Source organism: Bradyrhizobium sp. URHC0002 (assembly GCF_054059515.1).
Window position 1 is genome coordinate 7,660,725 of sequence record NZ_JBSSCF010000001.1, and the last position, 13,868, is coordinate 7,674,592.

The window sequence follows — 13,868 nt, forward strand, 5'->3', positions numbered from 1 at the left end:
ACCGGGCGACCCAGTGCGCCGCGGCTTATCGGTTTATCATCGGCGTCTCTGGAATACTGGGTCGCCCGGTCAAGCCGGGCGATGACAACTGAGGATGGGCAAAGTCCGTAGGGCGGGCAAAGGCGCGTTAGCGCCGTGCCCACCATCTATCTGCAGCAATCCTCGTGAATGGTGGGCACGCTACGCTTTGCCCACCCTACGAATCCCGCTCACCACGCATCAATGCACGGCCGCTTCTTGGTCGTGCGCGCTTGCGGCTTCGGCACGGACCGCAGGCCGGACATGATCCATTGCCGCGTATCGGCGGGATCGATCACTTCGTCGATCTCCAGCACGGAGGCGATCGAGACCGCCTTGCCGTTGGCGTAGAGCTCGGCGACCTTGGCCTGATAGTACTCCTCGCGCTCGTCCGGATCTTCGATCGCTTCCATCTCCTTGCGGAAGCCGAGCCGGACATAGCCCTCCAGCCCCATGCCCCCGAACTCGCCGGTCGGCCAGGCCACCGTGAAGAAGGAGGCGTGGAAACCACCGCCGATCATGGATTGCGCGCCGAGGCCATAGCCCTTGCGCAAGACGATGCCGAACAACGGCACGGTGAGGCTCGCGCCGGTCACGAACATTCGCGCGACATGGCGCACGATCGCGGTTTTTTCGGCTTCGGGACCGACCATGAAGCCCGGCGTATCGCACAGCGACAGCAGTGGAATGTCGAAGGCGTCGCAGAGCTGCATGAAGCGCGCGGCCTTGTCGCCGGCCGGAGCATCGATCGCGCCGCCGAGATGTTTTGGATTGTTGGCGATCAGGCCGAACGGTTTTCCCTCGATGCGGATGAAGGCGGTGATCATGCCGACGCCAAAGTCCCGGCGGATTTCCAGCACCGAGCCCTCATCCGCCAGCAGATCGATCACGGTCCGGATATCGTAAACCCGCAGCCGATTTTCCGGGATTGCCCGCCGCAGCAGCCGCTGGTCCGGCGCCTTCCAGTCGGCAACCGCGCCCTGGAAGTACGACAGATATTTCTGCGCTGCAGCCGTCGCTTCCGCCTCGTCCTCGACCAGAATGTCGATCACGCCATTCGGCGACTGGAACGACACCGGACCGACTTCGGCCGGATGGTAGACGCCGAGGCCGCCGCCCTCGATCATCGCCGGACCACCCATGCCGATCGAGGCGTTCATCGTGGCAATGATGACGTCGCAGCAGCCGAGCATCGCGGCATTGCCGGCAAAGCAATAGCCGGACACGACGCCGATGACGGGCACCAGCCCCGAAAGCTTGGCGAACTGAACGAAGGACGGTCCGTCGAGGCCGGTCATGCCAAGCCGGTCGGTGTCGCCGGGACGGCCGCCGCCGCCTTCGGCATAAAACACCAGCGGCAGCCGCCATTGCTCGGCAAGGCTCAGCATGCGGTCGATCTTCTTGTGGTTCATGTGGCCCTGGGTGCCGGCCAGCACGGTGTAGTCGTAGGCGATCACCATGCAGCGGGCGGCATCCGCGCCGAACTTTTCCGCGTTCACGGTGGCGACGCCGGAGATCAGACCGTCGGCCGGGGTGTTGCGGATGAGGTCGTCGACCGCGCGCCGCCGGCGCTGGGCGGCGATGGCGAGTGAGCCGTATTCGACAAAGGATCCGTCATCGACGAGAGCGGCGACGTTCTCCCGCGCCGTGCGCTGGTTGGTCTTGCGGCGGCGCTCGACCGAGGCCGGGCGGTTTTCATCCAGCGTGATGGCGTGGCGCTCGATCAGTTCGGCCAGATCGGGACGGATGTGATCGAGATCGACATCCTCCTCTTCAGTCACATCATGGGCGTCGATCTCGGCAGGCTCCAGATAGAGGATCGCCTCGTCCTGCATCAGCGTTACGCCGGCTTCCGCCGCGACCATCGTCACGCGGCCGCCATGCGGCGCAGTGACCAGATGCTCCATCTTCATGGATTCCAGCACGGCGATCTGCTGGCCGGGGCGGACGAGATCTCCCTCCTCGACATCGATGGCAACAATTGTGCCTTGCAACGGCGCCGGCACCGCGACCGAGCCGGCCGGCCCGGTTGCCGATGCCGCGACCTCAAGCGCGAGCGACTCGTCATCGGCGGCGCTGCCGGATTCGACCAGTTCCGTCTCCGCCGTCGCCTTGGCTTCGCCGACGAGATCGGCGACATGGGCCTCGATGAAGCCGGTGCTGACGCGGTTCTCGACAAAATCCGGATGCACCAGAATCGCCGCCAGGAAGGGAATGTTGGTCGCAACGCCGCCGATCCGGAACTCGCGCAGCGTGCGCGTGGCCTTGTGCACGATGTCGGTCCAGTTACCACCCGGCGAATGCACGATGACCTTGGCGAGCAGCGAGTCGAAGGCGGTGCTGGTGCGGTAACCCGAGTAACCGAACGTATCGACGCGAACGCCCGGGCCGGACGGCAGGTCGAACATCGCCAGCGTCCCGCCGGTTGGCTTTGTCCCGCCGGTCTCGTCCATCACCTCCATGTTGACGCGGAGCTGCATCGCATAGCCGCGCGGCTTTGGGATGTAGCCCTGCGCCAGACCGAGCGAACCGAGCGTAGCGCCGGCCGCGACTGCGAGCTGCGACTGCACGAGATCGAGGCCGAGCACCTCCTCGGTGACGGTATGCTCGACCTGGAGCCGCGGATTGGCCTCGATGAAGGCGAACGCCTGGTCGCTCGCCCTGGCATCATTATCGACGAGGAATTCGAAGGTGCCGAGGTTGTCGTAGTGCGCGGCGGCGGCGAGCTCCTTGGCGGCATCGATGATGCGCCCGCGCAGGGCGTCGTTCAGCGACGGGCTCGGCGCGACCTCGATGAGTTTCTGGTTCCGCCGCTGGATGGTGCATTCGCGCTCCCACAAATGGCTGATCGCACCATGGTGGTCGCAGATGATCTGCACTTCGATGTGGCGGGCGTTGCGGATCAGGCGCTCGGCATAGACGCCGTCGCTGCCGAAGGCGGCCTTGGCCTCGGACTGGCAGCGCTCATAGGCCTCTTCCAGCTTGCCGGCGTCGTCGACGATGCGCATGCCACGGCCGCCGCCGCCGGCAATGGCCTTGATCATGATCGCACCGCCGGCGCCCAAGGATTCAAGGAACGCCCGTGCCTCTTCCAGGCTGGTCGGCCCGCTGGTGCCCTCGATGATGGGCACGCCGCATTGTTTCGCCAGCGCCCTGGCCTGCGCCTTGTCGCCGAACAGGTCGAGCGCTTCCGGCGACGGCCCGACAAAGACGATGCTTTCCTCGATGCAGCGTCGGGCAAGCGTGGCATTCTCGCTGAGGAAACCATAGCCCGGATGCACGGCGTCGCATCCGGTCGCCTTGGCGGCTGATATCACGGCCTCGATATCGAGATAGGCCCGCGCGCCGCGCCCGGCGATTTCGCAGGCCGCGTCAGCGACGCGGACATGCAGCGATTGCGCATCGTCGGCGGAATGGATCGCGACGGTGGCAAGGCCGGCGTCTCCCGCCGCGCGCGCGATGCGGATGGCGATCTCGCCGCGGTTGGCGATCAGCAATTTATGGAAGGACATCTATGTTTCCGTTCAGGCATCGGAGCGTAATGAACGGTTAACCGCCTCACCTCGCCCAGCGTGCTTCCCCACCAGCGGCAGCACGATACGGCCGCGGCTTCAGTTTCTTGTTGCTGAACATGAAACCATTGCCGGGATTCTGTGCAAGTGGAATTTCGTTCCACGGCACGGAATTCCCACAGCAGGATGAGGCGCTTAACGCGTCAGCGGCAATCCAGATGCGTCTCGAACCAGCTTTGCAGCGACGCCGACAGCGGCGGCCAGGCGCGCTGGAAGCCGGAGAGATTCCTGGCGTTCGCGCGGTAAATCCCGCGCAGTTCCTCGTCTATCGCGGGGAGATCGACGCCGGCGCAGCGGCCTTCGCTGACGATCTTCCGCCCATCCACAACCACATCGCGCAACAGCGACGCATTGCCGCGCGCGAACAGGAGATCGATGGGTTCGACCGGCATGATCCGGTCGCGATCGAGTCGATCGAGATCGATGGTGACGAAATCGGCCGGCGCGCCTGATATGAGCGCTCCCGTTCCCGGTGCACCGGTCGCCTTCCGGCCGTTGGCGATTGCGAGCGCGAGGAATTCGCAAGTGGTCCAGGTGCGTTCGAAGCCGACGCCGCCGTGCATCATCTGCACCAGCCGCATCTCACGCAGCACGTCGTCGTCCTCGTCGAGCGCCAGCCCATCGACGCCGACCGCGATGGCGCAGCCGCATTTGTGTGCGGCGGCGATCGGCGCGAGGCCGGAGCGCAAATGAAGATTGGAAGAGAAATTGGTGACGATGCGCGCGCCGGAGGCCGCGATCATCTCGATCTCGTCGGGGCGGGCATGAATGCAATGCGCCAGCGTCAACCGCTCCGATAGGAAGCCGATGTCACGGAGGTAGCGGACGATACCATCCGGAAAATGCTGGTCCGCCCAGGCGCGCTGGTAGATGGTCTCCAGCAGATGCATGTGGATGCGCCGCCCGGTCTGTGCGGAGTTCTCGGCCACCGCCTCCAGCAACGGTTTTGAGCACCACTGCACGCCGGCCGGGCCCAGTTGCACGTCGACCTTCGGCCCCGCGATGGCCGCAGCAATCGCATCGGTGAGCTCGATATAGGCTTTCGGCGACATCGGCCCGCGGACGAACATCTGTTCGATCGTGCTGCGATCGTCCTTGGAGAGGCCGGAGAGAACCGGCTCTTCATCGCCATACACCACCGGATTCTGGTCGCGCACCGCAAGCGCAAACGCGATGCGGATGCCGACGTCGGACGCCGCGCGCGCGATCGCGCTGGCCTCCTCCACCAGCGGCATGGTGCCGCTTGGCCGGGTGTAATGGATCATCATCGCCGCGCAACCCGCGCGCGCCGAACGCGCCAGCGCCGAGGCCGCCGTCAGATACGGATCGACCGGCGTGCCGAGCGCCGAGCGGAGGATCCAACTTTCAAGCGGCATGCCTACCGCGCCGAACGAGGACGCGGTCGGGCGCGCGTGGTCGTGGGCATTGACGAAGGCGGGAAGCACGAGGGAGCGCGAGCTTGTGGCGGGAGGCGCTGTCCCGGAGATATCGGTGATAACGCCGTTGTCGTGTCGCAGCACGACGTTTTCGAGGAGGCCGCCGTCGGGTCCGGAGAACAGGCTGTGTGCCGGAATATCTGTAGCCATGACCTACCCTCGTCGTCATTGCGAGCGAAGCGAAGCAATCCATCTCGCCACAAAAAGAAAGAATGGATTGCTTCGTCGCTTCGCTCCCTTGCGCAAACGCTTCGCGTTTGTCGCAGGCAATGACGAAGTTAGTTCGCCGTATAGACCAATTCCCGCTCCGCGCGCGGCGGCAGAAATTCGCGCGAGAAGATTTCCGCAGGTGTGGGCGCCCGCGCGAGCTGGTAGCCTTCGACGATGATGCCGATGGCGCGGGCCATGCGATCATCCTTGACGTCGCCGACGCCGATTTCCTTCATCTCGGGCGAGACGATCAGCTTGTCAAAGGAATATTGCAGGCGGCGCTTTTCGACCTCGACATTGATCAGATTGTCGTAATTGACAGCGGCTTTCATTCCGGCATTCTGATCCTTGGCGATCGCGATCATACCCTTGTTGACGGCGCGGACGAGACCGGCGACGGCCTTCGGATTGGAGGCCAAAAGCTTGCGCGAGACCATCACGCCGTTGGAATAGAGATCGAGCCCGTAATCGCCGAACTGGAACCATTTGTAGTCCTTGTCGGGATCCTGGCGGTTCAGCACCAGATTGAAGTAGCTCGTGATGTTGAACACCAGGGCGGCGTCGATGTCGCCCTTGATCAGCATTGGCTCCTGCAGGTTCGGCGCCATGTTGGAGATCTTGATCTTCTCGCCCTCGAGCTTGTTCTTCTGCGCGAACACCGGCAGCAGCCGGGTGGTCGGCGTGCCCTGCGCGCCGCCCAGCGTATGGCCTTCGAAATCCTTGATGGTGTTGATGCCGCTGGTCTTCTTGGTAACGATGGCAAATGGCGGCTGGTTCCAGATCATGTAGACCATGACCGGGGCGTCCTGCGGCTTGGTCGAGGCGTTCTGGATGATGGCGTTGACGTCGCCGAAGCCGGCATCATAGGCGCCCGACATGATGCGCGTTACCGTGGCTCCGGAGCCCTCGCCCTGGTCGATCACGACGTTGAGGCCTTCCTCTTTGAAATAGCCGTTGTCCTTGGCATAGAAGAACGCGGCGTCGGACCCTTGCGTCTTCCAACCCAAGGTAAACTTGATCGTCGTCTCCTGGGCACCGGCGGTGCCGGCGAACAAGGCAACTCCCAACAGCGCGGCGCTTACTCTGGCTAACATGGCGATCTCCTCGACTGGGTTGGATGGCGGTGACAAAATCCTGCTTCAAGTGGCGATCACGTCGTTCTTGCGGGTGGCCCAGCCGGTGACGCGTCCCTCGATCACAGAGAAGATGACGTAGAGCGCAACGCCGAGGCCGGCGAGCACGAACAGGCCGGCGAACACCAGCGGCACGTTGAAATTCGAGGACGCGGTCATCATGACGTTGCCGATGCCGCGGTTGGAGGCGACGGTCTCCGACAGCACCGCGCCGACGAAAGCGTAGGAGATCGCGACTTTCAGCGAGGCAAAGAAGAAGGGCATGGTGCGGGGCAGACCGACGTTCCAGAGGATGTCGAGTTTGCTGGCGCCGAGCGCCTTCAGGACATCTTCGAGCTCGGGTTCGGTGGTTGCGAGGCCCGTCGCGATGTTGACCACGATCGGGAAGAAACAGATCGACAACGCGGTCAGCACCGCTGGAACCGTGCCGGAGCCGAACCACAGCACGAAGATCGGCACTACGGCGACTTTTGGAATCGACGAGAAGCCGACCAGCAACGGATAGGCGGTATCATAAGCGGTCTTGGAAACGCCGATGACCGCACCGAGGACGACGCCGAGGCCGACGCCGAGCACGAAGCCGATCATCGTCGTAGCCAGCGTCTGCAGGATGTGCGGCCAGAGAATCGGGAACTTCTCAAACAGCGTGACGAACACCTGCGACGGGCGCGGCAGCACCAGATCGGACATCCCGGTCATCAGGCAGAACAATTCCCAGGCCACAAAGAACAGGACGATCAGTCCCGCCGACCAGGCCTTTTGGCTATAATCGAAATCGCTCATGGTCAGGCCGCTCCCTGTGCCGATGCGGCCTCGTTCGATGCAGTTCGGGCATCGACGATGAACGCGCGGAGCTTCTCGTTCAGCGCGACGAAATCCGGCTCGAAGGTCATCGCGACGGTGCGTGGGCGGGCGAAGGTGACGCGGCTATCGTCGATGACGCGGCCGGGCCGCGCGCTCATCACGCAGATGCGGCTGCCGAGGAACGCCGCCTCGCGCAGATCGTGGGTCACCAGCAGCACGGTCGGCTTGTGGGCGATCCAGAGATCCTGCAGGATCGACCACAGCTCTTCGCGCGTGAACTGGTCGAGCGCGCCAAAGGGCTCGTCGAGCAGCAGCATGCGCGGCTCATGGATCAGCGCGCGGCACAGATTAGCGCGCTGAAGCATGCCGCCCGAGAGTTGCCAGGGGTAGCGACTGCCAAAACCCTTGAGGCCGACCTGCTCCAGCAGCGCATTGGCCTTGTCGCGGAATTCGGTCTTGCGGAGTTTTCGGAATTGCGAGCGGAACGGTTCGACGATCTTGAGCGGCAGCATGATGTTCCGTTCGATCGTCATCCAGGGCAGCATGGTCGGGTTCTGGAACGCCATGCCGACGCGCAAGGCGCGCGCCGCCACTTCCCGGCCGCCGACGATGATCACGCCGGTGGACGGCTGCACCAGCCCGCTCACCAGCCGCAGGATGGTCGACTTGCCGCATCCGGACGGCCCGACGAGAGCGACAAACTCGCCATCGGCGATCCGCAAGCTCGTCGTGGCAAGGGCCGGCACCGCGCGAGCACCGCGGCCGAAGGTGACGGAAGCCTCCGACAACTCGATGGCAACGGGTGCGGCAGAAGCCGCAACCGGCAAGCCAGAGAATTCGGAATGTGGTTGCATGCGCATCATGGCTGGAAGTGCATGCAAGCCGAATGCCAGCGAAACCCGCACGCTAAATCAATGGGATCGCGGCAAGCCCGCCCGATCCAACGGATTCGTTTTGTGCAGTTACCCCGTCAAACTGCATGCAATTGAGGCGCTTAATCGGTACACAATTGTGATAAGAGACCCCATTCGAGCCCACGTTTAAGGATTCGCCGATGGCGCCCCGCGCCGCCAGCAAGTCAGCCGTACCATCCGACAAGGTCGGCGTGATTTGCCGCGCGCTTCGCCGCGCCATCATCGAACAGGCGCTCGAGCCTGGCGCGAAACTGCCCGAGGATTCGCTGGGCGAAAGATTCGGCGTCAGCCGCACCATCGCCCGGCATGCCCTGGGACAACTCGCCGCGGAAGGCCTCGTCGAGCTTCGCCGCAACCGGATCGCCGTCGTGGCAACGCCGAGCTGGCAGGATGCGCGCGATGCCTTCGATATAAGGATCGAACTCGAGCGGCTGGTGGTGCGACAACTCGCCGGCAGGCTGACCAAGAGCCAGGTCGCCGAACTGAACGCCCATGTCAACGCCGAGGACCGCGCCCGCGACGGCACGGACGCGGTATCGCTCCGGCTGGCGACGGAATTTCACATCCTGCTCGCCAACATGACGAACAGCCCGATCCTGGTGCGTTACGTCAGCGAGGTCGCCTATCGCTGCTGCCTGACGCTGTCGCTGTACAGCCGCCCCCATTCGTCGGAATGCGCGATCAACGAACATCGCGCGATCATCGCAGCACTGGTCAAGGGCGACGAAGCCAAGGTGATGGACCTGATGCACAGCCATCTGGATTCCGTCGCCAATCGCGCCCTGGTGGCCCCCGCCCCGCAGCGTGGCCGCGATTTGCTGGATATTCTGGCGCCCTATGCCGAGGAAGGCGATGGTGGGCGCGTGGTGAAGATGCCGAAGGTGGTCAGGGCGAGGTAATCCGTCTCCGTCATGGCCGGGCTTGTCCCGGCCATCCACGTCCTTGCCTCTACAAGCACGAAGGACGTGGATGCCCGGGACAAGCCCGGGCATGACGAGCGTCGCTAGCTCAAGCCTCAATCCCTCGCTGCACCAGAATGCGCTCGGCGCTGTCGTTCCAGACGTCCATCTTCACGATCTGTCCGCCTTTGACCACGAAGCGGTCGACGTAGCGGTTGCCTTCGAACGGCGTGCCGTCGATCCACTCGCCGTACAGCGTGCCGATGCTGTAGACGACGGTCTCGTCCGTACCCGGGCAGACATCGAAACGATCCATCTTCTTCTTGACCCAGCGATAGCGCCGCGCGTTGAAACCGGTCGGCCCGCGCGGATGATCGAACTCGCGCCCGCCGGTGAAGGTGATGATCGTGCCGGATTTCATGTAGGCGGCGGCCGCCTCGGGATCGGGGATCATCGAAGCCGTAAGATAGGCCTCGACCACCTGGGCGTCGGACATTCCCTTCGGCTCGTTCCTGGGCTCGGCTTTGGCGGCAACGGACATGGCGGTCTCTCCTGACGGCCGAACTCTACAATCGGGCCATCAAATTGCATGCACATATTTTGAACAATCCGGCCTCCAAACTGCACACAATCTGGAGCTGCCCTGGGAACGCCGTTCCGCTAGGTTGAGGGTTCCTCCAACGCGCCGCGCGATGAACACGAAAACCGCCTTCGATCTGATCTTCCGCAACGCCAGGACCCGGTCCTCAGTCACCCCGGTCGATATCGGCATTACCGGCGGGCGTATCGCGGCCATCGAACCCCGGCTTGCCTGCGAAGCGGCCGAGATCGATGTCGGCGGCAGGCTCGCCCTGCCCGGCTTCGTCGACACCCACATCCACCTCGACAAGGCCTGCCTGCTCGGCCGCTGCGGGCACAACCATGGCAGCGTAGCTCACGCCATTGCCGCGGTCGCCTCGATGAAGCGCGAATTCACGGTGGAGGACGTCTACGCGCGCGGTGCAAAAGTGATCGAGCGCGCCATCGTGCATGGCACCACCCGCATGCGCACCCATGTGGAGATCGATCCGCGCATTGCGCTGCGTGGCTTCGAAGCGGTCAAGGCGCTGAAGCGCGACTATGCCTGGGCGCTCGATCTCTCGATCTGCGTGTTTCCGCAGGAAGGCTTGACCAACGATCCCGGCGCCGAGGAACTGCTGATTGCCGCGTTGCGCGACGGCGGCGATGCGATCGGTGGCTGTCCCTATATGGACACCGATCCGAGCGCGCATCTCGAAAAGATATTTGGTCTGGCGCAGGAGTTCGACCTCGATATCGACCTGCACCTCGACTTCGATCTCGATCCGTCGTGGTGGCATCTCGAAGAGGTCTGCCGGCAGACCGAGCGGCGCAATTACCAGGGCCGCGTCGCGATCGGTCATGCCACCAAATTATCCGCGCTGCCGCCGGAACGGCTGAAGGCAGCCGCAGCGCGGCTGGCCAAATCGGGCGTCGCCGTGACCGTGCTGCCCGCGACCGATCTCTATTTGATGGGGCGTGACGCCACGCATAATTCGCCGCGTGGGCTGACGGTGGCGCACAAGCTCGTCGAAAACGGCGTTCTCTGTTCGGTCGCGACAAACAACGTGCTCAATCCCTTCACCCCGTTCGGCGATGCCTCGCTGCTGCGAATGGCGAATTTTTACGCCAATGTCGCACATGCCGGCGTCAGCGAATTCGACGCCTGCCTCGATCTTGTCACCGAGCTGCCGGCGCGGCTGATGAATTTGCGGGACTATGGCATCGCACCGGGCAACCCCGCCGATCTGGTCATCCTCGATACCAACAGCGGCCTGAACGCGATTGCGGAACTGCCCGATATGCTGATGGGATTCAAGAACGGACGGCAGGTGTTCGAGCGTAGCCGGCCCACGCTGTTTCGTCCGCAGGCATAGCCGCTTCGCAAACCTCGTCATGCCCGGGCCTGAACCGGGCATCCACGTTTTTGTTCGAAGCAAGCAAGGATGGCGTGGATGGCCGGGTCAAGCCCGGGCATGACGAAGAAGCCGAGACGATGCTCCGCGTCGTCGCGAACCATGCAGGCCCTGCCCTGCCTTATGCGCTGGCCTGCAATTGACGGCCTCGCCAATCATTGTTGTTATCGGCCAACGACAACAAGCCCGGGCAGGAAAATCATGAAAAAGGCCACCACCATAAGAAGCGTCGAAACGCTCGCCTGCGACGCCGGCTGGCGGAATTACCACTTCGTCAAGGTCATGACCGAGGACGGCATCGTCGGCTGGAGCGAGTATGACGAGGGCTTTGGCGCGCCCGGCGTGACGGCAGCAATCGAGCGGCTTGGCGTGCGTGTGGTCGGCAAGAACGCCTTCCAGCATGAGCGGATCTACGCCGAACTGTTTGCCGCGACGCGCCCCGCCGCCGGCGGCGTGGTGGCGCTGGCGCTTGGCGCCATCGAGAACGCCCTGCTCGACGTCAAGGCCAAGGCGCTGGGCGTGCCCTGTTACGAACTGCTCGGCGGCAAGATCCGCGACCGTATCCGGGTCTACTGGTCGCATTGCGCGACTTGGCGCATCAATCATCCCGACTGGTTCAAGCCGGCGATAACTGATCTCGACGGCGTCAAATCGATCGGCAACGAGGTGCGCGAGAAAGGCTTTACGGCGATGAAGACCAACATCTTCGTCTACACCGACGGCAAGCCGCAGGGCTGGCGGCCAGGATTTGGCTCGCCGTTCGAGCCGGAGATCAACGTCGACCGCAAGGTGCTGCGAAACCTCTGCATGCATCTGGAAGCGATCCGCGACGGCGCCGGGCCGGATGTCGACCTGCTGCTCGACCTCAACTTCAACGCCAAGACCGAGGGCTACCTCAAGATCCTGCGGGCCATCAAGGACATGGACCTGTTCTGGGTGGAGATCGACACTTTCAACCCGCAGGCGCTGGGCTACATCCGCCGCCAGAGCCCGCATCCGGTCTCATCCTGCGAGACGCTGCTGGGTCTGCGCGAGTTCCTGCCCTACTTCAACGAACAGGCGATGGATGTCGCCATCATCGACACGCCCTGGAACGGGGTGTGGCAATCGATGAAGATCGCTGCCGCCGCCGAACATTTCGAGGTCAACGTCGCGCCGCATAATTTCTACGGCCACCTCTGCACCATGCAGAATGCACATTTCTCGGCTGCCGTGCCGAATTTGCGCATCATGGAAACCGATATCGACCGGCTGGCGTGGGACCATGAACTGTTCACGCATGTGCCTGACATTGTTGACGGCCATCTCATCATGCCGGATCGCCCCGGCTGGGGCACCGAACCCAACGAGGAAGGCCTGCGCGCCCACCCGCCGAAGAACAAGGGTGGGCTGTTGAACTACGGGCAGAAGAAGTAGCGGAAACCACGGGCCGTCATACCCCGCGCATGCGGGGTATCCAGTACTCCGCGGCCTATCTACTCAATCACTGACGTCTCGGCGTACTGGATCGCCCGCCTTCGCGGGCGATGACAGTCGTGGTTCCCGATTGGGTTTTGCAGAACACCGCTCAATTATCGTTCGGTGCTTTCGCGAACGCGCTCTCGATCACGTCGCCGATCGGCTGCCAGGAATTGCCGTCGAACTGCACCAGCCGCATCTGTTCGATCGGGTGGAAGTCGGCCGGCCCGGTATTCATGGCAATTCCCGGAAGCACTAACCCGCTCTGGTAATTCCTGAGCGACGCCGCCTGCCGCATGATGTTCTCGCGCGACAGGTCGTCGCCGCACTGGGTCAACACCTGGGCCAGGGTTTCGGCCGCGGCATAGCCGAAGATGGCGTAGCTATCGTCCTTGTCGCCATCGGGATAATATTTGTCCATGAACACAAGCCACCCCTTGATAGCGGGGTCTTCCTTCCAGGCGGTGTCGCTGGCGTCCTTCAGAAACGAGGTGGAGATCACGCCGACGGCGTTCTGAAGCCCGGCCGGGCGCAGCGCGTTGGCGATCGAAGCCGCCGCATTGACCAGCAGCAACACTGGATGCCAATCCAGCTCGGCCGCTCTACGAATGGCGCGGGCTGAGATCGGCGGCGCGCAATTGAGCACGAGCACTTCAGCGCCGGAGTTCTTGAGGATGTCAACCTGCGCATCGATGGACACGTCCGCATCGATGGCAATGTCGGCCACGATCATGTTGGCGGTGAGACCGAGCCCCTCCTGCAATCCCCGGAACAGGTCGCGGCCGAACTGATCGTTCTGCCACAGCACGGCGATCTTCTTGCTGGGATAGGCGGCCTGGATGTAATTGGCGTAGATCCGGCCCTCGGCGCGAAACGTCGGCTGCCAGCCCATCGTCCACGGAAATCGCTTCGGGTGCGCCCACTCCTCGTCGCCGGAAGCGACAAAGAGCTGCGGGATGCTCCTCTCATTGAGATAGGTTCGCGTCGCCAGATTGCCCGGCGTGCCGAAAGATCCGAACATCAGGTGCACGCGCTCCTGCTCGACCAGTTCACTGGTGTGTTCGACCGCCGTTCGCGGATTCGAGCTGTCATCGCGCGAGATGAACCTGATCTTGCGGCCGTTGATCCCGCCGCGCTCATTGATCATGTCGAAATAGGCGGCCTCCGCCCTTCCGATCGAAGCGAACGCCGCCAGCGGTCCGGTATACGGCATGATGTTGCCGATGCGGATTTCGGTATCGGTCACGCCAGCAGCCTGGGCCGGCTGCAGGGCGGCCAACAACAATGCAGCGAAGAAGGCTGGTAACAGCCATTTTATTCTTGTTTTCATCAGCGCGGCCTCGAACGCCAAGCTCGCGGGAGCTTGTGACGCCACCCAGCGGAAGCGATCATAGCGCCGAAAATAGGGTTGTTGAACTCAAATGTTGTGGCGGACCTGTAGGATGGGTTGG

General features: G+C 63.3%; 10 protein-coding genes. 3 read left to right on the forward strand and 7 right to left on the reverse strand.

The features are described 5' to 3' along the window. Positions 1-209: 209 nt before the first annotated feature. From ACVWVY_RS37020 to ACVWVY_RS37040, 5 genes are all read right to left on the reverse strand, one after another. Entirely contained in the window at positions 210-3,530 is a 3,321-nt protein-coding gene (locus ACVWVY_RS37020; RefSeq protein WP_456631034.1) for a carboxyl transferase domain-containing protein, read from the reverse strand. A 203-nt stretch (positions 3,531-3,733) separates the two neighbouring features. Then, positions 3,734-5,176 (reverse strand): amidohydrolase family protein, encoded by a 1,443-nt coding sequence (locus ACVWVY_RS37025; protein ID WP_456631035.1) that lies wholly within the window; start codon positions 5,174-5,176, stop codon positions 3,734-3,736. A 128-nt stretch (positions 5,177-5,304) separates the two neighbouring features. Next, on the reverse strand, positions 5,305-6,330 hold the full coding sequence (locus tag ACVWVY_RS37030) for an ABC transporter substrate-binding protein (protein ID WP_456631036.1): 1,026 nt from the start codon (positions 6,328-6,330) through the stop codon (positions 5,305-5,307). Between the two features lie 45 nt (positions 6,331-6,375). Next, entirely contained in the window at positions 6,376-7,152 is a 777-nt protein-coding gene (locus ACVWVY_RS37035; RefSeq protein ID WP_456631037.1) for an ABC transporter permease, read from the reverse strand. 2 nt (positions 7,153-7,154) lie between these two features. Further along, the gene (locus ACVWVY_RS37040; protein WP_456632404.1) at positions 7,155-8,033 is read right to left on the reverse strand and encodes an ABC transporter ATP-binding protein; all 879 of its coding nucleotides are present in this window, start codon (positions 8,031-8,033) and stop codon (positions 7,155-7,157) included. Between the two features lie 194 nt (positions 8,034-8,227). Here ACVWVY_RS37040 and ACVWVY_RS37045 point away from each other — a divergent pair, with 194 nt between their 5' ends. Then, positions 8,228-8,986: a GntR family transcriptional regulator gene (locus ACVWVY_RS37045; RefSeq protein ID WP_456631038.1), complete on the forward strand. Its 759-nt coding sequence runs from the start codon at positions 8,228-8,230 to the stop codon at positions 8,984-8,986. A gap of 109 nt (positions 8,987-9,095) precedes the next feature. On the opposite strand, the gene ACVWVY_RS37050 is transcribed toward ACVWVY_RS37045, so the two are convergent. Next, on the reverse strand, positions 9,096-9,527 hold the full coding sequence (locus tag ACVWVY_RS37050) for a nuclear transport factor 2 family protein (RefSeq protein WP_456631039.1): 432 nt from the start codon (positions 9,525-9,527) through the stop codon (positions 9,096-9,098). Positions 9,528-9,678: 151 nt separating this feature from the next. On the opposite strand from ACVWVY_RS37050, the gene ACVWVY_RS37055 reads away from it, so the two are divergent. Beyond that, positions 9,679-10,920, forward strand: coding sequence for an amidohydrolase family protein (locus ACVWVY_RS37055; protein ID WP_456631040.1), 1,242 nt, complete (start codon positions 9,679-9,681; stop codon positions 10,918-10,920). A gap of 240 nt (positions 10,921-11,160) precedes the next feature. Continuing rightward, complete coding sequence (locus ACVWVY_RS37060; protein WP_456631041.1) at positions 11,161-12,375, forward strand: mandelate racemase/muconate lactonizing enzyme family protein; 1,215 nt, start codon at positions 11,161-11,163, stop codon at positions 12,373-12,375. A 151-nt stretch (positions 12,376-12,526) separates the two neighbouring features. On the opposite strand, the gene ACVWVY_RS37065 is transcribed toward ACVWVY_RS37060, so the two are convergent. Then, entirely contained in the window at positions 12,527-13,747 is a 1,221-nt protein-coding gene (locus ACVWVY_RS37065; protein ID WP_456631042.1) for an ABC transporter substrate-binding protein, read from the reverse strand. Positions 13,748-13,868 lie beyond the last annotated feature (121 nt).